General features: G+C 65.7%; 14 protein-coding genes. 8 read left to right on the top strand and 6 right to left on the bottom strand.

The window, feature by feature from the left end:
• Positions 1 to 75 precede the first annotated feature (75 nt).
• From VMT65_RS04835 to VMT65_RS04860, 6 genes are all read left to right on the top strand, one after another.
• Positions 76 to 1,008, top strand: a complete 933-nt coding sequence (locus VMT65_RS04835; protein WP_326306682.1) for an SGNH/GDSL hydrolase family protein — start codon at positions 76 to 78, stop codon at positions 1,006 to 1,008.
• Positions 1,005 to 1,190 (top strand): hypothetical protein, encoded by a 186-nt coding sequence (locus tag VMT65_RS04840; protein ID WP_326306683.1) that lies wholly within the window; start codon positions 1,005 to 1,007, stop codon positions 1,188 to 1,190. Before VMT65_RS04835 ends, VMT65_RS04840 begins: the two co-directional genes overlap by 4 nt.
• On the top strand, positions 1,187 to 2,614 hold the full coding sequence (locus VMT65_RS04845) for an acyltransferase family protein (RefSeq protein ID WP_326306684.1): 1,428 nt from the start codon (positions 1,187 to 1,189) through the stop codon (positions 2,612 to 2,614). Before VMT65_RS04840 ends, VMT65_RS04845 begins: the two co-directional genes overlap by 4 nt.
• 141 nt (positions 2,615 to 2,755) lie before the next feature.
• Positions 2,756 to 4,078: a DoxX family protein gene (locus VMT65_RS04850; RefSeq protein WP_326306685.1), complete on the top strand. Its 1,323-nt coding sequence runs from the start codon at positions 2,756 to 2,758 to the stop codon at positions 4,076 to 4,078.
• A gap of 103 nt (positions 4,079 to 4,181) precedes the next feature.
• Positions 4,182 to 5,723, top strand: a complete 1,542-nt coding sequence (locus VMT65_RS04855) for an alkaline phosphatase family protein (protein ID WP_326306686.1) — start codon at positions 4,182 to 4,184, stop codon at positions 5,721 to 5,723.
• A 133-nt stretch (positions 5,724 to 5,856) separates the two neighbouring features.
• Positions 5,857 to 6,513 carry a hypothetical protein gene (locus VMT65_RS04860; RefSeq protein WP_326306687.1) on the top strand — a complete coding sequence of 219 codons (657 nt, stop codon included), beginning with the start codon at positions 5,857 to 5,859 and terminating at the stop codon, positions 6,511 to 6,513.
• A gap of 12 nt (positions 6,514 to 6,525) precedes the next feature.
• Here VMT65_RS04860 and VMT65_RS04865 read toward each other — a convergent pair whose 3' ends face one another.
• The 5 genes from VMT65_RS04865 to VMT65_RS04885 all read right to left on the bottom strand — a co-directional run bounded on the left by VMT65_RS04865 (position 6,526) and on the right by VMT65_RS04885 (position 13,742).
• Positions 6,526 to 6,831, bottom strand: coding sequence for a hypothetical protein (locus tag VMT65_RS04865; protein WP_326306688.1), 306 nt, complete (start codon positions 6,829 to 6,831; stop codon positions 6,526 to 6,528).
• Positions 6,832 to 6,929: 98 nt separating this feature from the next.
• On the bottom strand, positions 6,930 to 7,664 hold the full coding sequence (gene narI, locus VMT65_RS04870) for a respiratory nitrate reductase subunit gamma (protein WP_326306689.1): 735 nt from the start codon (positions 7,662 to 7,664) through the stop codon (positions 6,930 to 6,932).
• Positions 7,661 to 8,341, bottom strand: a complete 681-nt coding sequence (narJ, locus tag VMT65_RS04875; RefSeq protein ID WP_326306690.1) for a nitrate reductase molybdenum cofactor assembly chaperone — start codon at positions 8,339 to 8,341, stop codon at positions 7,661 to 7,663. Before narJ ends, narI begins: the two co-directional genes overlap by 4 nt.
• The gene (gene narH, locus VMT65_RS04880) at positions 8,338 to 10,044 is read right to left on the bottom strand and encodes a nitrate reductase subunit beta (protein ID WP_326307453.1); all 1,707 of its coding nucleotides are present in this window, start codon (positions 10,042 to 10,044) and stop codon (positions 8,338 to 8,340) included. The genes narJ and narH overlap by 4 nt, the downstream gene beginning before the upstream one ends.
• A gap of 11 nt (positions 10,045 to 10,055) precedes the next feature.
• Positions 10,056 to 13,742, bottom strand: a complete 3,687-nt coding sequence (locus tag VMT65_RS04885; protein WP_326306691.1) for a nitrate reductase subunit alpha — start codon at positions 13,740 to 13,742, stop codon at positions 10,056 to 10,058.
• Between the two features lie 324 nt (positions 13,743 to 14,066).
• On the opposite strand from VMT65_RS04885, the gene VMT65_RS04890 reads away from it, so the two are divergent.
• Positions 14,067 to 14,507 carry a YdeI/OmpD-associated family protein gene (locus VMT65_RS04890; protein WP_326306692.1) on the top strand — a complete coding sequence of 147 codons (441 nt, stop codon included), beginning with the start codon at positions 14,067 to 14,069 and terminating at the stop codon, positions 14,505 to 14,507.
• Between the two features lie 80 nt (positions 14,508 to 14,587).
• A complete protein-coding gene (locus VMT65_RS04895) occupies positions 14,588 to 16,129 on the top strand; it encodes an HNH endonuclease signature motif containing protein (RefSeq protein WP_326306693.1) in 1,542 nt (513 codons plus the stop codon).
• Between the two features lie 449 nt (positions 16,130 to 16,578).
• Here the strand turns inward: VMT65_RS04895 and VMT65_RS04900 are convergent, their stop codons facing one another.
• Entirely contained in the window at positions 16,579 to 18,891 is a 2,313-nt protein-coding gene (locus VMT65_RS04900) for an arylsulfatase (RefSeq protein ID WP_326306694.1), read from the bottom strand.
• Positions 18,892 to 19,023 lie beyond the last annotated feature (132 nt).

The raw sequence follows: 19,023 nt of genomic DNA on the forward strand, positions 1-19,023 counted from the left end.
CCGCGACCCGCGGCTCAGCACACTCCGCGCAAAACTGAAGACTCATAGTTCAATTTGCGATTCGAGGGTTCGAAAATGAAGTTCCGTCTCCCAGGCGCATCGGCCTCGCTGTGCGCCGCCTTCATGGCCATCGCAGCGGCCATGACGGGGACCGCGGGCGCGCACGCCGATACTCCGCTGGCCGCCACCGATCCGGCGGCGAGTGGCAAACCGCTTGTCATTCTGGGTGATTCGTACACCGCGAACGGGTGGGCCCCGTTCTCCAACGAGAAGAAGTGCGATCACGGCGACACCGCCTGGCCGGTGCAGCTCAGCGCTCTCATGGGGGTGTCGGGCGATCAGGTCTGGAATCAGTCCTGCCCCGGCGCGACCATCGAGGGCGGCGACGGCTACACCCTGACCGTGCAGGCCGCCAATGCCGCCAAGGCGGGCGCGTTCGGGCCCGGAACCAAGCTGGTGACAATCCAACTCGGCTTCAACGATCACTGGGGCGGGGCCGACAAATCCCCGTGGAGCTCCACCGAGGCGTGCTTCTACGATCTCGCCGGCGGCTGCGGCCCCGAAGCGGTGGCCGACGGCCGCATGGTCGATCCGCGCAATATCACCGGCACCGAATACGCCGCGCGCATCAGCAAGGTCGTGACCTACATCCGCTACTACGCGCCCAACGCGCGCATAGTCATCGTCGGCTATCCGGAGCTGTTCCGCCCCGACCAGCAATCCATCTGCTTCGACATCGTCGGCGTCCCCGTCACCCAACCCGACGGCCGCACGGTGGTCGAGTACTTCAACCGCATGGACCAGGCCGAACGCGAGGCCGCCGCCACCATGAACCTGGACTACCTCGACGCCCGCGCCCTCACCGCCGGCCACGGCCTCTGCACCCCCCAACAGTGGATCAACGGCGTCTTCGACCCCCTGGTCAAGGTCGACGGCCTCCCCTTCCACCCGGCTCCCCAGGGCGACGCCGTAATCGCCAACGCACTGTACGAGAGGTACGCACGATGACCGAGGTCATGCCCGCCACGGGCAGAGAGACGGCACCGGTCGCCGCGCGACCGGTGGGAGTCATTGCCGCGCAGCGCATCCCCGCGAATCCGACCCTAGGACCGACGCGCCGCCGAATTCACCCGGCACCGCAGGGCGACACCGTGATCGCCACCGCATTGCACGAGAGGTACGCACGATGACCGAGGTCATGCCCGCCACGGGCAAGGAGACGGCGGCGGTTGTCGCGCAGCCAACGGAAGCCCTTGCCGCACAGCATTTCCTGGACGCGCGAACCTCCGGATCGGCACGGACCGCAGAGCTCACCCGACCCGCCGAATCCACCGGGTCGGTCGACTACGCCAGGGTGGCCTCGTCCACGGGCACCATTGAACCCACGCACGTCACCGAATCCAGCGAGGCGGCCGACGCCGCGATCGAGCGGGCTCGGCGGGAGCGGCCCGCGCTGCCGTCGTTGACCGGTGGGCGGTGGTGGGCGGCGTTCGCGGTGTTCGTGTTGCACGCCTTGGTGTTTCTGCCGGTGTATCCGTTTCAGAAGTCGGAGATGTTCCGGCACATTCACGAATGGGTGCCGATGCAGCTCGGGGCCGCGGGGGTCACCTTCTTCTTCGTGCTGTCCGGGTTCATCATCTACTGGTCGTATCGGCCGGGAATGACGTTGCGCGCCTTCTATCGTCGGCGCGTATTGAAGATCTGGCCGACGCATTTGTTGGCGGCCGCCGCGTTCATCGCGGTGGCCAGTGTGCCGCTGCATCGGGCGGTGGTGTGGGTGCCCAATCTGCTGCTGGTGCACACCTGGTGGCCGAAGTGGACCACGGTGGGCGGGCTGAACGTCCCGTCCTGGTCGCTGGCCGCGGAAATCCTGTTCTACTTCAGCTTTCCGCTGGTGCTGCCGCTGGTCATGAAGATCCCGACCCGCCGCCTGCTGCTCGCCATGGGTCTGCTCATGCTGGGCATCGTCGCGCTGCACACCTCGTACTTCCTGTGGGTGGACGGTCCCAAGGGCATCGCGAATGCCTTTGCGCCGCGTCTGGTTCCGGGCAATGCCTCGCCCTACTACGAGCTGCACGCCTCCCCGGCCTGGTTCCGGCAGCCGAATATCCCGGTGTCCCCGTCGTATTGGCTGAGCTACAACTTCCCGCTCTCTCGACTGCCGGAGTTCTTCCTCGGCGTGCTGGCCGCGCGCATGGTGCTCGAAGGCCGGTGGCGCAATACGAATATGGCGTGGCCGCTGATCGCGCTGGCCATCTCCTACGCGGCGACCTGGGTGGTGCCGGTGAACTACAAGATGTCGGTGCTCATGCTCGCCCCCATGACCGCGGTGGTGGCCACCATGGCGACCCGGGACCTGCACGGTGTCCGGGGCATCACCGCGCATCCGCGCATGGTCTGGCTGGGCAATATCTCCTTCGCCTTCTATCTCATCCAGTTCCCTGTCATGGTGTTGGTCACGCGATACCTCATCGGCGGCAGGGAGTTCGGCGTTCTCGGTTGGGCGGGCTTCTCGCTGCTGTGCCTGGTGGTGTCGACCGTGCTCGCCGCGGCGCTCTACCACTGGGTCGACGACCCGATCATGCGCCGCTTCGCCCGTTCGAAACGAGCCTGACACCCCCATTCGAGGGGCACGAGCTCTCGGGGCGCGGAGTATCGGGGCAAGGAATTTGCCGGGTACCCGCGCCCTTCGCGCCGCTCTAACGTTCACCGCCGCAAGGAGTTTGTTTGCGGGTCGGGGCTCGGAGGGAGCGGCGTGGTCGCGGAGTTGGTCGCTGAGGTCAGGGTGGAGGAGCCCGAACCGAGCGCGGTGGAGCGGTGGAATCCGTTGGCGCGGATCATCTTCCGCTACGGGTTCGTGGTGCTGGGTGTGGGCATGGCCGGGGTGCTGGTGTTCCATTCGCTGCTGCGTTCCCTACGGGTGCCGGAGTCGACCGTGGAGGCGGCCTCGAAGTGGACGAGCCTGCATCCGTTGACCGAATGGGTGGGCGAGCACGTCTTCGACACCGAGGTGCGGTGGCTGTTCGCGGGAAGCAGTGACACCCAAGCGAATTGGATCTCGGTGTGCACTCTGCTGCTCGTGGCGGTGCCGGTCACCGCCGTGTGGTCGCTGCTGGACCGGGCCCGCCCGAACTACGCGCGACTCTACGGCTGGTTCCGGCTGACCCTGCGATTCGCGCTGGTGAGCGCGCTGCTGCTGTACGGGATGACCAAGCTGCTGCCCTCGCAGATGGCCTTCAGTCTCGAGCGTCTGGTGGAGCCGTTCGGTGATATGAGCCCGATGGCGGTGCTGTGGTCCTCGACCGCCGCCTCCGAGCCCTACGAAATCGCCTTGGGCGCAGCCGAAGTCGTGGCGGCCCTGCTGCTGATCCTGCCCATGACGGCGGGGCTCGGCGCGGTGCTGTCGGTGATCGTGTGTCTGCAGGTGTTCCTGGTGAACCTCACCTACGACGTGCCCGTGAAGCTGCTCGCGCTGCAACTGCTGGTGTACGCGCTGGTGCTGGCCGCCCCGGACATCCTCCGGATCGTGCGGGCCCTGACCGGCGGCGCGGTGCCGCCGCGCGCCCCCGAACCGCTGGTGACCACGCCCCGCGCTCGCCGAATCCTGGTGTGGGGCCAGGCGATCGCGGGTGTCTGGCTGCTGATCACCACCGTCATGGAGGGCCACGACGCCTGGCAGTTCTACGGCAACGGCCGCCCCCACTCACCGCTCTACGGGATCTGGAATGTCACCGAGCAGACCTCGAACGGCCAGCCGGTCGCCGCGGCCGACCGCTTCCGCCGCCTCATCTTCGACCTCCCCCAGGCCGTCACCGCCCAACGCCCGGACGATTCGCTCCTGGACCTCCCGGCCGTGATCGACACCGAGCGCGGCACCGTCACCATCACCAAGGACCTCGACCACGTCTGGAAACTGGCGACCCTGAACTACCAACAGCCCCAGCCCGACCAGCTGATCCTCGACGGCCAGTTCTACGGCCGCCCCGTCCACCTGGTCCTGTCCCGCGTCGACCTCGCCAGCTTCCGCCAGCTCTCGCGCGGCTTCCACTGGACCCAGCCCGCCCCGTACCTCCGCTAGCCCCGGCACATTCACCGGCTGGTCATGGTCAGACGACCAACTGGATACCTGCAACCTGTTTCATTCGAGCCGCATTTCGGTGACGACTCGCAAAGGAACACGTATGCGCCACAACGGCGGTGGAAACACCCGCGGCAAGACCCTCGCACTCGCGGCCGCCGCCTCATTGGTCTGGCTCGGCGGTGCGGCCCTCACGCCGACCGCCGCGCAGGCCGGGGTCACGAGCCCGAATCTGATCGTGGACGGCGATGCCGAGGCGGTCGCGCAGTGCTCACCGCGGGGTCTGGACGGCATGACCCTGCCGGGCTGGAATATCGGCAAGGGCGAGCCGAACGCGGTGTGCTACGGGCAATCCGGCTGGCCGGACGCCTCCTCGCCGGGTCCGTCGAACCGGGGCGCGAAGTTCTTCGCGGGCGGCGGCACCGGCAATTCCGAGATGGACCAGACCGTCAATGTCGCGGCCGCGGGCTCGGCCATCGACCAGGGGAACGTGAGCTTCGACCTGAACGGCTGGCTGGGCGGCTTCGGTGCCCAGCTGGACCGGGTCAATATGACCGCGACATTCCTGAGCGCCTCGGGAGCGCAGCTCGGTTCGGCCGAGTGCGACGATGTCAGCAGCATCGACCGCGGGCTGAAAACCGGGATGGTGCAGCGTGATACGAAGGGCACGCTGCCCAAGGGCACGCGCTCGGTCAAGATCGCGCTCAATTTCACCTGGACCGCCGGGGACACCAATGACGGCTATGCCGACGATCTGTCGTTCACCATCGGCGCGTCCCTGCCCGCGCCGAAGCTGACCGCGCCGGCCGCCTCGGTGCCCGGCTACGACCACGTATTCGTCGTCTACATGGAGAACCAGGACTACGACGGCGTCAGCGGCATCATCGGAAATTCCCAGGCCCCCTACATCAATGGCCTGCGGCCGCAGGGTGCGACATTGAGCCAGTCCTACGCCACGACCCATCCGAGCGATCCGAACTATGTCGCGCTGGCGGCGGGTGGTCTCTATGGTCTTGTCGACAACAGCGTGGGCACCACCACCATCGACGCCACCCATATCGGCAATCGGGTGGACGCGGCGCACAAGACCTGGAAGGGCTACGCCGAGGACGAGAACGGCAACTGCGATCAGACCGCGCACGGCCAGTACTACCAGGACGACCTGCCGTTCCTGTACTTCAAGAACATCAAGTCCGACGCGGCCTACTGCGCGGCGCATGTGCAGCCGCTGACCCAGATGACGACCGATCTGAAGTCCGCGGCCACGACCCCGAACTTCGTGTGGTTCGCGGCCAATGAATGCCACAACATGGAGGGCTGCGGCGTCGCGTCGGGTGACAGCTGGCTGAGCACCACGCTGCCGGTCATCTTCGATTCCCCGGTGTGGAAGCAGCAACGCTCGCTGCTGATCCTGACCTTCGACGAGGGCGCGGTGAAGGCGTTCGGCCCGCTGTACCCGAACCGGGTGCCGACCATCATGCTGGGTTCGCAGGGCTCGGTGAAGGCCGGTTTCACCAGCTCGCAGCGCACCGATCAGTACGGTCTGCTGCGGACGATCGACACCGCTCTGGGTCTGCAACCGCTCACCAACAATGACGCGTACGCGGCCACGGTGAACGACATCTGGTCCAACCCGAAGCAGTGATCGCGGCTGCGAGACGGTAGGCACAGCGTCGTGCTCACCGCGCCCGGACGCGGCGTGTCCTTCGCGACGCGCCGCGTACTGGGCGGATGCGCAGCTCCGCGATCCTGTCGGTTCCCGCCGCTACTCTGCGGGGGTGGTCAAACCGGATTCAGCACTGCGCCGCCTGATGCGCGAAACGGGGAAGCTACTGGAGCCCTACGGGTTTGAGGGGGCCGAGCCCACCTGGGCGTGCGTGACCGAGACGGGCACCGCCCGGCTGGAGCGCACGCGGATCTTCCGGACCTTCACCGCGGGTCAGCAGGTGCTCAGCTTCGGTCTGAGTTCGGCGGGCACGCCGGTGGCGTGGTGGGAGTTCTGCAATTGGCGCAGGGAGCGAGCGGGCCTGTCGCCTATCGCGATCGAGGCCGCCACCGGTCCGGGCCTGCTCGCCGGTGAGGGTGTCCCGGATGATCCGGCCCAGCTGTGGACGATCCGGCTGGACCCGTACCAGCCGGGCCACGTCGTCCCCCGGGACGTCACGGAGATCCGCACGGAACTGGCCCGGCGCGTGCACGCCGCGGCCCGTCGCGCCCTGCGCCTGTCGGATCCGGACACGTACCTGGAAGAGCTACTGGCCCAGCCGAACCCGCGACGCGCTGTGCTGGAGGCCATCGTCGTCCTGCTCGCCGAGCAGGGCCCGAGCCCCGAGCTCGACGCGGCCGTCGACAACCTCCGGCGCGACGCCGGCGACCAGCCCTGTGACGCTGTCGACTACCTGAGCGCCCGCACCCTGTCGAGCCGATCGGCGTAGCCCGACACCGGATTATTGGCTGCCGGTGGACTTCTGGTATTCGCGCCAGGCCTTCTGGGTGTCGGTCAGCTTGGGCTTGGGGGTGCGATTGCGGAAGTAGTTGACCACCATCATGACCGGCAGGATGAAGGCCTGGAAGAAGATGAAATACGAGCCGCCGTCGAAAAGGAACGCCAGATAAAAGGCGTAGCCGATGAATCCGACGCCGAAGGCGGCATTGAGCACGCGCGACAGCTGGCTCTGGCCCTGACGTACGGCCGCCAGCGCGAGCATGATGACGCCGCTGACCGCGAGCAGGCCGACATACCAATTGAACACGAAATCCCCCGAGGACAACTCGAGCCCAACCGGTCGGTCAGGCCGCGGCGGAACCATAACACCGGCTACCTCGGCGCGCCATTGATATACAAGCGGTCCTATTGGCGCGGAATGGCGGGAGTTTCCCAGGCGCGGGCGTAGCGGGTTTTGTCGGCCGACTTGATCGGTTTGGCGCGGTAGACGACGTAGGGGCGGATCAGGTAGCCGACCGGGGCCGAGAACATGTGGACCAGGCGGGTGTAAGGCCAGAAGGCGATGAGCGCCAGCACGATCAGGCCGTGTACCTGGAAGGTCCAGGGGGTGCCGACCATGAGGTCGGGGTGTGGGTGCAGGGTGAACAGGCTGCGGAACCAGGGGGAGACGGTCTCGCGGTAGTTGTAGGTGCCCCACAGCAAGTTGCTGCCCCAGGTGTTGAGCAGGCCGGTGATCAGCGCCGCGGCCAGCAGGATGTACATCGCCTTGTCGTTGGCGGTGGTGGCCTGGCGGACGGCTCCGACGGTGCTGCGGCGGTAGAGCAGGATGGCGATTCCGGCGATGACCGCCAGTCCCGCAACCGATCCCGCCGAGACGGCGACCACGTGATAGGCCTCCTCGGAGATGCCCACGGCGTTCGTCCACGACTCCGGAATGAGCACACCCAACACGTGCCCGCCGATCACCCCGAGCATGCCGAAGTGGAACAGCGGACTGCCCAGCCGCAGCAGCCGCGACTCGTAGATCTGCGAAGACCGTGTGGTCCAGCCGAATTGATCGGTGCGATAGCGCCACAGGTGGCCGAGCACGAACGAGGTGAACGCGATGTAGGGCAGCATGAGCCAGAGCGCGGAGCTCATCGGCGTGCCTCCTGTCCGGTGAAGGCGAGCGGATCCATGGCGAACGGGTCGAGCCCGACCTCTTCTTCCGGCGGTCCCTGGGCGGCGAGTTCGGCAATGCGCCGACGGTCGGCGGTGGTGACCGGTGGCAGAGTGGCCACCACCGCCGCCAGCACCCCGGCATAGGGCGATCCGCTGTCGGAAAGCGACAACCGCAGCAGTTCCAACACCGGGACGTGTTCCCCCAACAGCCTTTCCCCGCCCACCGGATCGACCGTCGCGGCGAACTCCAGCAGCACCGGCAGATGATCGGGCAACTCCTCATCCCCAAGCTCCACCCCCGCATGCCGGTAGGCGTGCTTGAACCGCAACAACGCCATCCCCCGTTTGCGAGTGTCCCCGTAGGCGTAGAAGGTCAGATGCAAACTGGCCCGCCGCCGCATATCGAACGTCTCGACATACCGCTGAGCCAGCTCGATCGGATCGGTCGTCCGCAGGTAGGTGAGGAATCCGGCCAGGAGTGGGCGCACCGAGTCGGGCAATTCCCCTGCGGCAGAATCGAGTTCATCCATCATCCCCAACGTCTGCTCCCCCGGATAATCCAGCAGCAATGCCCCGAGCCGCCACACCAGCCGCCGCTCACGCTCGCTCATGGCAACGGCGGGCTCGGGCCGTCGCCGGATCTTCAGCAGGCTCATCGCTTGGCTCCGGTCGGTTCCGGCCCGATCGTCTCGGGGGCGATTTCCGCGGCGGCGGGGGAGTGGTGCCCATTTCCGTTGGCTCCGTTGCCATTGCCAGCGGCGCCGTTGCCGTTGGTGGAAGTGGGCACCAGTCCCGTGGTGCTCTTGCCGTCCCAGTTGAGGAGGTTGACTCGGCTCGACTTCTGGTCGGGGGCGGCACCATTCGTATCGGTGAGGTGGAATTTGTCGGCCATGTAGTCGAAGGCCGTCATGCCGGGGCCGCCGTCGGTGTCGAGGGAGCAGCCGGTGGCGAGTGAATCCAGTTCGTGGGCGCGGGAAGTCGCGCCGGAAGGGATCACGTACCGGTGTTCGTATTTGGCGATGGCGAGCAGGCGGTACATGGCCTCGATTTCCTCGGGTTCGAGGCCGACGGCGTCGGGGATGGTCAGGTCGGGTTCCTGGCCGAGGTTGATCGAGCGCATGAACGAGCGCATGCCCGCCAGGCGTTGTAGTGCTGCTCGGACCGGGCCGATCTCACCGGCGGTGAACAGTTCGGCCAAGTACTCCAGGGGAATTCGCAGCGCGTCGATCGCACCGAAGAGGTTGTTGTGGTTCTCCCCGTCGTGGCCGGTCCGGGTGAGGGTGTCCACCACCGGCGACAGCGGCGGCACGTACCAGACCATCGGCATGGTGCGGTATTCCGGATGCAGCGGCAGCGCGATCTGATAGTCGACGATCAACTTGTAGACCGGCGAATCCTGCGCGGCGGCAATCCATTCCGGGGAAATCCCGGCGCGCTCGGCCTCGGCGACGACGCGCTCGTCGTGCGGGTTGAGGAACACGCCCAACTGCGACGGGTAGAGGTCCTTGTCATCGGTGACCGAGGCGGCCTCGAGAACCTTGTCGGCGTCGTAGAGCATGACGCCGATGTAGCGCAGGCGACCCACACAGGTCTCCGAACAGACCGTCGGAATGCCGACCTCCACGCGCGGGTAGCAGAAGGTGCATTTCTCGGCCTTGCCCGTCTTGTGGTTGAAGTAGATCTTCTTGTACGGGCAGCCGGTCACGCACTGCCGCCAGCCGCGGCACTTGTCCTGATCCACCAGCACGATGCCGTCCTCGGCCCGCTTGTAGATCGCCCCCGACGGGCACGACGCCGCGCACGAGGGATTCAGGCAGTGCTCGCAGATGCGCGGCAGGTAGAACATGAAGGTCTCTTCGAACTCGAGCTTGACCTGCTCGGAGAGCTTGGCCAGCAACGGGTCCCTGCCCACCTGCTCGGGACCCGAGCCCAGCGAGTCGTCCCAGTTCGCACCCCAGGTGACCTTGGTGTCCTCGCCGGTGATCAGCGACTTGGGCTTGGCCACCGGGGTGGTGTCCATCTGCGGCGCGGACAACAGCGTGTCGTAGTCGTAGCTCCACGGGTCGTAGTAGTCCGACACCGTGGGCAGATCCGGATTGGCGAAGATATTGAGCAGCCGCTTCATCCGCGACCCGGATTTCAGTGTCAGGCGGCCCTTCTTGTCGAGGGTCCATCCGCCCTTCCACTTCTCCTGGTCCTCGTAGCGGCGCGGATAGCCTTGTCCGGGACGGGTTTCCACATTGTTGAACCACACGTACTCGGTGCCCGAGCGGTTGGTCCAGGCCTGCTTGCAGGTGACCGAGCAGGTGTGGCAGCCGATGCACTTGTCCAGGTTCATGACCATGGCCAGTTGCGCCATAACACGCATGATCAGTACTCAACTTCCTGCGAGCGCTTGCGAATGGTGGTGACCTCGTCGCGCTGATTTCCGGTGGGGCCGTGGTAGTTCAGGGCGAAGGACTGCTGGGCATAGCCGCCGATGAGATGCGAGGGCTTGATCATGATGCGGGTGAGCGCATTGTGAATACCGCCGCGCTTTCCCTTGCCCTGCTTGGTATCCGCCGCGCCCTCGATGCGCGGAACGTTCACCGCGCGGTCCTGGGCGTGGTACATGAACACCGTGCCCTCGGGCATGCGGTGCGATACGATCGCCCGCGCCACCACGATGCCATTACGGTTGATCGCCTCGATCCAGTCATTGTCGGCCACACCGATTTTCGCGGCGTCCCTATCCGACATCCAGATCGCCTGCCCGCCACGCGAGAGGGTGAGCATGTGCAGGTTGTCCTGGTAGGCGGAGTGGATCGACCACTTCGAGTGCGGCGTCAGATAGCGCACGGTCACGCCATTGCCGCCGACATTGCCGATGCCCGGTTCGGCGAATAGCGCCGACATGTCCAGCGGCGGACGGTAGATCGGCAACTGCTCCCCGAGCTCGATCATCCAGTCGTGATCGAGGTAGAAGTGCTGCCGCCCGGTCAACGTGTGCCAGGGCTTCTTACGCTCGACATTGATGGTGAACGGCGAGTACCGGCGGCCACCGGTCTCACTCCCGGACCATTCCGGTGAGGTGATCACCGGAACGGGCCGGGCCTGCGTGTCGGCGAAGGTGATTCGCTTACCCTCGTGTTCGGCCGCCAGATCGGCCAGCTCGGTTCCGGTGCGCCGTTCCAGCGCGTGGAACCCTTCCACCGCGAGTCGGCCATTGGTGGTGCCGGACAGTGCCAGGATCGCCTCGGCCGCGTGGGTGTCCTTGGCCAGGGACGGACGGCCTTGCGCGACACCGGAAACCACGGTGCCGTTCACGCCGCGCAGGTAATCTACCTCGGCATCGGGCACGGTGGTGACACCCTTGGTGGTGAGTCCCAGCGTTTCGACCAGCGGTCCGAGCGCGGCCATCTTTTCCGCGACGTTCGGATAGTCACGGTCGACGACAACGAGTTTCGGCATGGTGACACCCGGAATGGGCTCACACTCGCCGTTCTTCCAATCGAGCACGCGTCCTCCGGCCTGCGCCAACGCGTCGGCCGAGTCGTGTTGCAGCGGCACCGCCACCAGATCCTTGCGCTTGCCCAGATGCTTCTCGGCCAGCCAGGAGAAGCCGCGGGCAATGCGGTGGAAGGCCTCGAAATCGGTCTTGGCTTCCCACGGCGGGGAAATGGCCGGGGAGAAGGCGTGCACGAAAGGATGCATGTCGGTGGAGGACAGATCGTGCTTCTCGTACCAGGTGGCGGCCGGGAAGACGATGTCGGAGAACAGCGTCGTGGACGTCATGCGGAAGTCCAGCGACAGCAGCAGATCCAGCTTGCCGGTCGCGGCCTCCTCCCGCCATTCCAGTTCCTGCGGGCGGACACCGGTCGCCTCGGCGGTCTGGAGGTTGGAATCCGCGCCGAGGAGATGCTTGTGGAAATACTCGTTGCCCTTGCCGGAGGAGCCGAGCAGATTGGCGCGCCAGACGGTGAGCACGCGGGGAAAGTTCTCGGGGGCGTCGGGATCCTCGCACGCGAAACGCAGATCACCCGACTTCAGGCCGTCCACAACGTAATCCGCGGGAGCCTTACCGGCCTGCTCGGCCTCGTCGACGAGGTCGAGGGGGTTGCGGTCGAGGGTCGGATACGAGGGCATCCAGCCCAAACGTGAAGCGAGAGCGATATTGTCGGCGGCGGTCCGCCCGGCGAAGCTGCCCTTGCCGAGGGGTGAGGCGAACGATTCGCTGGTGAACGGGTCGTAGCGCCATTGGTCGTTGGCCAGGTACCAGAACACGGTGCCCTGCATCTGACGTGGCGGGCGCTGCCAGTCCGAAGCGAAAGCCAATGTAGCCCAGCCGGTTACGGGTCGGCACTTCTCCTGTCCGACGTAATGCGCCCAGCCGCCGCCATTCACACCCTGGCAGCCGGTGAGCAGGGTGAGGGTGAAGAAGGAGCGGTAGATCTGATCGGAATGGAACCAGTGATTGGTGCCCGCGCCCATCAAAATCATGGACCGACCCTGGGACTTCTCGGCATTGTCGGCGAATTCGCGGCCGATGCGTTCGGCCTGGTGGGCGGGGACGCCGGTGATCGATTCCTGCCAGGCGGGCGTGTACGGCTCACTCGCATCGTCGTAGCCGGTCGGCCAGCTGCCGGGCAGGCCGGGCCGGGCCACGCCGTACTGGGCCAGCAGGAGATCGAACACCGTCGTCACCCGTCGCCCCGCCACGACGGTGGTCGGCACGCCACGGGTGAGGACCTCGGTGGCGGGCCCGTCGAAGCGGGGGAACCGCACGGCCGCAACATCATCGGTGCGCCCGTGCAGGGTCAGGAGGGGATCGACATCCCCGAGCTCGAGGTTCCAGCGACCCTTGCCCGCCTCGGTGAAGCGGTGGCCGAGAGAACCATTGGGCACCTGCGGATTACCGTCGGCATCCAGCAGAACGGTCTGGTGCTGTACGCCTTCGCCGGTATGGCCGAGGTCGGCGGCGGTGAGGAACTTGCCCGGGACGGCGACGCCGTCCTTGTCCTCGAGGGTGATGAGGTAGGGCAGGTCGGTGTAGCGCTTGACGTAATCGGTGAAGTAGGGAGTCTGCTTGTCTACGAAGAACTCTCGCAATACAACGTGACCCATGGCCATGGCCAGCGCCGCATCGGTGCCGGGTCGGGCGGGCACCCACTCGTCGGCGAATTTGGTGTTGTCGGCGTAGTCCGGGGAGACCACCACGACCTTCTGTCCGCGATAGCGGGCCTCGGTCATGTAGTGGGCGTCCGGGGTCCGGGTGACCGGGACATTGGAGCCCCACATGATCAGGTATCCGGCGTCGAACCAGTCGGCGGATTCGGGGACGTCGGTCTGGTCGCCGAAGACCTGCGGGGAGGCGACGGGCAGGTCGGCGTACCAGTCGTAGAACGACAGCATGGAGCCGCCGATGAGCGAAATGAACCGAGCCCCGACAGCATGCGAGACCATCGACATGGCCGGAATCGGCGAGAACCCCGCGATGCGATCCGGGCCGTACCGCTTGATGGTGTAAACGTGTGCGGCGGCGGCGATTTCGGCGGCCTCCCACCACTCGGCGCGAACGAATCCGCCCTTGCCACGCGCGGATTTGTAGGCTTTGGCCCGGTCGGGGTCCTCGACGATGGACTCCCAGGCGAGCACCGGGTCTTTGCGGCGGGTCTTGGCCTCGCGGTAGAGCTCGAGCAGGGTGCCGCGCACGTAGGGGTAGCGGATGCGGGCGGGGGAGTAGGTGTACCAGGAGAAAGAAGCGCCACGCGGGCAGCCGCGGGGTTCGTACTCCGGCTTGTCCGCGCCCACGCTCGGGTAGTCGGTCTGCTGGGACTCCCAGGTGATCACGCCGTCGGAGACGTAGATCTTCCAACTGCAGGAGCCCGTGCAGTTCACGCCGTGGGTGGAGCGCACCACCTTGTCGTGCGACCAGCGTTCGCGATAGAACTCGTCGGCCTCACGCCCACCCACCTTGTGCAGGGTGCGCAAATCGCCGGAAACCTCGCCGCGGTTGAAGTACTTCCCCAGTCGAAGCAGCGCATCGGCGGACGAGAGTCCGTTCTGCGAGTTAGCCATTGACGCCCCCTTCGAGCTGGAATACCGGGCTGCTGGGTCGACTGTAAGGACGTCGGGGGAGGCATCAAAACGGTTCGCTCACATCAGTCGCGGGGTGAATGTGAGTTGTGAGATCCAAGAAATCTTCCGGTCACCAGAGGGTAGCGGCCGAGGTCACGTGCCCGGGGAGTGACCTGGGAAAATCCTCCGATCGGGTACGAATCATGTTCCCGGAAGGGTGTTTCCGTAGGGGCACGGTGAAGCTTCCGAAACGGTCGGTTCTCGGTGACTTAATATTTGTTAACACATCCACAGATTGCTGAAAGATCGCTATATCGTGCTTTCATGCAGCGATTCGAAGGCGTCATCCAGTCGGTCGAGCGTGGCGGTGCGTACATCCCGGTACCGCCGGAGATCATCGAAGCCCTGGGCGGCGGTGGCCGCATCCCCGTCCGTGCCACCTTCGACGGCATCCCTTACCAAGGGTCCATCGCCAATATGGGCGCGGGACCGTGCCTCGGCCTCCTCAAGGCCATCCAATCGGAACTGGGCAAGGGACCAGGCGACCAAGTGAAGGTCACTATCGAACGTGACACCGCCGAACGCACCATCACCGTCCCCGGCGATCTGGCCGACGCCCTCTCCGCAGCCGGGCTCCGGGCCGCGTTCGACGCGCTCTCCTATACCAATCGCAAGGAAGCGGCTAGTTCTGTCGCCGAGGCCAAGAAGCCGGAAACTCGTACGCGGCGGATTGCCAAAGTTATTGATTCTCTGGGTTCGAAATAGGAGGGTCTGTTTTTCGAAATACCAAGGGGTACTTGCTATTTCGGGTTCCATTGTGATCGATAAAGCGGTAGAATTGAAGCATGAATTCGAAGGGGGAAACACTCGACAGCACCGGTATCGGCGCGCTGATGACCGCGATCACCAACGTCGCCGACACCGTCCTGCACGGCAAACTCAAGGCTCGGACCGATATCGATGCCGTGGAATTCATGCGCGATCTGGAGATCTGCAAGCGTCAACTGGCTGCGCTGGATTCGGCTTTGGTGATCGAGATTGCGGAGCGTGATCTGCCGCGCAAGGCGGGGGTGAAGGATGTGGTGCCGTTCCTGCGTCAAACCCTCGGTTTGTCGCGCTATGACGCGGCGATGCGGGTGAAGATCGCTGGGGCGTGTGGGGAGTTCCTCGGGGCCGACGGCACGCCGCGCCCGGTCACCTTGGCCGCCACCGCGAACGCCTTTGAAGCGGGGGTGATTTCGCGTGATCATGTGCGCGGCATCGTCGACATCATGACCCATCTGCCCGCCGACGTGCCCGCTCCGGCGCGGGTCGAGATCGAGGCGCTGCTGGTCGAGCACTGCGTGACCGGGCACCCCGACGACCTGCCCAAGATCGGGCGCGAGATCCTGGCGCGTTTGGATCCGGAGGGCACGGTGATTTCCGATGCCGATCGTCGTCGCCGTCGCGGGATCACGATCAGCCGTCCCGGTGTGGATGGGATGTCGAAGATCGAAGGCTGGCTGACCCCCGAACTGCGTGCCCTGTTGGACGCGATCTTCGCGAAGCTCGCCCGTCCGGGCATGTGCAACCTCGACGACGCCGACACCGAGATCCTCGCCGCCACTGCGAAGGTCGAGTCGAAGGTGTTGGAGGCCGCCGCGCGCCGGGATCGTCGCGACGCTGGCCAGCGCACCCACGACGCGTTGTTCGCGTTGGTGACCGCGTTGCAGCCGGTCACCGAGACCGCTGCTCCCGAGGCTGGTGTCGATGCCGCCGCTGCTGCCGGTGCCGCTGGTGTCGTTACGGCGAAGGCCGGTAAGCCGGTGAAGTTGGGTAAGCACCGTGGCCTGCCGGTGGAGGTCGTGGTCACCATGAGCCTGGCCGACCTCGAAAAGGGTGCGGGTGTCGCGACCACCGCCTCCGGCGGGCACCTGTCGATCAACGAAGCCCTCAAGCTGGCCAAGAACTCTCGCCCGGTGCTCGCGGTGCTCGACAAGGACGAGATCCCGCTCTACCTCGCCCACGGCGAACGCCTCGCCTCCTCGGGTCAACGCCTGGCGTTGATCGCCCGCGACCGCGGCTGCACCCACCCGGGATGCGATGTGCCCGCAAGCATGTGCGCGGCCCATCATGTGATCGATTGGGCCAAGGGCGGACCCACCGACCTGAACAACCTCGCCCTCGTCTGCGATCACCACCACGCCATGGTCAACGACAGCGAGAATGGTTGGCAGACGGTGATGTTGGGCAAGGACTCCGCCCACCCGGGTCGGGTGGGGTGGATTGCCCCGGCGGCGTTGGACCCCTCCCACACCCCGCACGTCAACGACAAACATCACGTAGGGGAGCGGGTTGCCACGGCAGTCGATTCCAGTTGCCGGAAGTGGGGTTCACGGGCAGCGTGACACCCGGCTGCTCGTGTAGGGCTGGCGTGCGCAAAACAACGGGAAGCGTGGTCGCCTCGCCTGCCCTACCGCACTTGGGCTGACGCCGAGTTGGGAGCCGCCACCTCACCTCCCAGCCCACGGACTGCACGCATCACCTACTCGAGACAACCCAAGAAACACAGACCCGAATCGTTCGACAGCTCCACAGCTTTCAGGCTCTTTGACAATTCCACAGAGACGAAGAACGGCCGAGCCGCGAGGGGGCTGGTAAGTGAGGGGGCCTCGCAAGCTCGACCCGCCTCTCTCCCTCCTCCAGGCATCTTTTGTCTTTTGTCTTTCCGCGAGGGGGCTGGTAAGTGAGGGGGCCTCGCAAGCTCGGCCACCCTCTCTCCCTCCTCCTGGCGTCTTTTATCTTTTCTCTCTTTTTCTTTTCTTCTTTTGGTTCTTGTTCTTTCGGGTTTGGGGTCCTATTCGGCGATCAGCTCCGCTTCGGTGTCGAGAGCCTCTTGGGCTTCTTCCGGGACGCCGATTGCGCCGGGGCGGTAGGTGACTGAGCGGAGGTTGCCGGTGTAGCGGAAGACGCCGTGGCGGGAGCGGAGGTCCCAGGAGACGGGGCCTCGGGCGTCGAGGCCGACGGAGATGCCGGTCCAGGGGGACATGCCTACCAGTTGGACCTGGTTGGGGAGGGAGGCGGCTCGGACGCCGTCGATGCCGATGGTGAAGTCCCAACGGAGGTGGGGTTGGACTGTTGCGGAGAGGGTGAGGAGTTGGCTGCCGTGGGGGATTTCGCCCGCGTCGACCGTGGTGTAGCGGCCGTAGGCGTTGTAACCGAAGATCAGGCGGCCGTTTTCGATGTAGAGGAGATAGCCGCCGAGCGGGTCGCCGTGGGCGACCAGGACGCCTTCGTCGCCGGGGCGGTAGGAGCCCAGTTCGATGGTGATGGTGAAGTCGCGGTAGGCGATCAGGCGTTGGGAGCGGTAGCGCTCGAGGGTGGGGGTGCCGGGGAGGATGCGGACCTGGTCGCCGAGTCGGGCTTCCTCGGGGCGGCGTCGGGCCAGGTCTTTTCGGGTGACGAGCGGGAAAACCGTGTTGTGCCAAGCGGCTTCGTCCCAGGCCGCGGCGAGTTCGGCGACCTTGTCCGGCAGCTGCTCGGACAGATCGTGGAGTTCGGTGGGATCGGTGCGGACGTCGAAGAGCTGCCAGCGCGGGTTGTCGATGCCGCGTTCGGGTTCGTAGAGGGCCAGGAGTTTCCAGCCGTCGCGGTAGAAGCCACGGTGGCCGGTCATCTCGGAGTATTGCTCGACATGGGAGGAGATCGCAGCCGGATCGCGCAGCACCTCCACCGCCGAGACGCCGTCGAAGTCCTTGGCGGGCAAGCCGTTACGGACACTCGGCCGCTGCAGCCCGGCGAGCTCGAGCAGCGTCGGAGCCAGGTCGGTGATGTAGACGTACTCCTGCCGCACCCCCTCGTCACCCTCGGTCCGCGGCAACCCCTTCGGCCACGAGAGCACGAAGGGCACGCGAACCCCACCGGCGAAGGTCTGCCCCTTGTAGAACCGGAACGGCGTATTCGAAGCCTGCCCCCACCCGCGCGGGTAGTGCACGCCCAGCTTGGCGGTGCCGATCAACTCGTCGTCGTGCGGCACATCCCGCTCCCAATCGGGCTCGTCCACCTGCGCGAACTGCGCGAAGTACGTCCGAGTCCCCTCCGGCCCACCTTCCGCGGTACCGCCATTGTCCGAGGTGAACACGATAATGGTGTTGTCCAACTCGCCGAACTGCTCGAGCGTCTCCACCACCCGTCCCAGGCTCTGGTCGATGCTGTCGACCATGCCCGCGTACACCTCCATGTACCGCTCGAACCGAGACCGCTGCTCCTCGCTCAGCGAATCCCATTCCTGCGCTTCATAACCCGGCTCGGTATTCCGAGGCTTCTGCTGCGTCCCCTCCGGAAACAGCCCCTGCGCGATCTGCGCGGCAAACCGGGTCTGCCGCAACCGATCCCACCCCTCCCGATACTTCCCGCGATACTTCGCCTGATCCGCGGGCTTGGCCTGCAAGGGCCCGTGCATGGCGGTATGCGCGAAGTACAGGAAGAACGGCTTGCTCGCATCGTGCGCGCGCAGCTCCTTGATGTACCCGATCGCCCGGTCGGTGTAATCGTCGGTGAGGTAGTAGTCCTCCGGATATTCCTCGATATCCACCGCCGAACTGTCCGAGATCAGCTGATTCGGATAGTAGAAGGAGTTCAACCCCTCCAGCGACCCGTAATACCGGTCGAATCCCCGCTGTGTGGGCCAAGAATCGCGATGCGACGCCGGATGCAGCGTGGCATCGCGGACCAGGTGCCATTTTCCGACCGCGTACGTCGCATATCCATTGGCGCGCAAGATCTCCGGCAAGGTCAGCACATCGTCGGCCAACTCCAGTCGCAAACCCGGATACCCCGGATCGGCATTGGCCACGAACCCGAACCCGGCCCGATGCGAATTGATACCCGTCAACAGCGCGGCGCGGGACGGCGAGCACAGCGGCGTCGTATGAAAGTTGGTGAGCCGCAACCCATTGGCCGCCAACCGATCCAACGTCGGCGTCTCGATCTCCGAACCGAACGGCCCGATATCGCTGAACCCCATATCGTCGACCAGCACCACGATGATATTGGGCGCGCCAGCGGGCGCGACCGGCGGATACAGCCATTCCGGGGTCGAAGCGGCGGTGGTGCGGCCGATCTCACCGGTGAAATTCTCATAGCCACGGGCATGTTCGGGGACTGACATGCTCCCAGCAAAGGTCGAGCGCCCACTCCCGAACCAGGGTTTCACTCTGGCTGCGTGCAACCGGTGATCCGTCATGCACCCGCCGATAGCGTCGCCACACAATCAAGGCCCGGTCCACAGTCGAGGTTTCTT

Origin of the sequence: Nocardia sp. CDC153 (genome assembly GCF_035818515.1) — a bacterium.
Classification (GTDB): Bacteria; Actinomycetota; Actinomycetes; order Mycobacteriales; family Mycobacteriaceae; genus Nocardia.

Bases quoted from the DNA above. Each gene is read 5' to 3' on its own strand.
- narH (WP_326307453.1), bottom strand. From the start codon at position 10,044: ATGGCGCAACTGGCCATGGTCATGAACCTGGACAAGTGCATCGGCTGC.
- VMT65_RS04885 (WP_326306691.1), bottom strand. From the start codon at position 13,742: ATGGCTAACTCGCAGAACGGACTCTCGTCCGCCGATGCGCTGCTTCGA.
- VMT65_RS04840 (WP_326306683.1), top strand. From the start codon at position 1,005: ATGACCGAGGTCATGCCCGCCACGGGCAGAGAGACGGCACCGGTCGCC.
- VMT65_RS04845 (WP_326306684.1), top strand. From the start codon at position 1,187: ATGACCGAGGTCATGCCCGCCACGGGCAAGGAGACGGCGGCGGTTGTC.
- VMT65_RS04895 (WP_326306693.1), top strand. From the start codon at position 14,588: ATGAATTCGAAGGGGGAAACACTCGACAGCACCGGTATCGGCGCGCTG.
- VMT65_RS04890 (WP_326306692.1), top strand. From the start codon at position 14,067: ATGCAGCGATTCGAAGGCGTCATCCAGTCGGTCGAGCGTGGCGGTGCG.
- VMT65_RS04900 (WP_326306694.1), bottom strand. From the start codon at position 18,891: ATGTCAGTCCCCGAACATGCCCGTGGCTATGAGAATTTCACCGGTGAG.
- narI (WP_326306689.1), bottom strand. From the start codon at position 7,664: ATGAGCTCCGCGCTCTGGCTCATGCTGCCCTACATCGCGTTCACCTCG.
- narJ (WP_326306690.1), bottom strand. From the start codon at position 8,341: ATGAGCCTGCTGAAGATCCGGCGACGGCCCGAGCCCGCCGTTGCCATG.
- VMT65_RS04835 (WP_326306682.1), top strand. From the start codon at position 76: ATGAAGTTCCGTCTCCCAGGCGCATCGGCCTCGCTGTGCGCCGCCTTC.
- VMT65_RS04855 (WP_326306686.1), top strand. From the start codon at position 4,182: ATGCGCCACAACGGCGGTGGAAACACCCGCGGCAAGACCCTCGCACTC.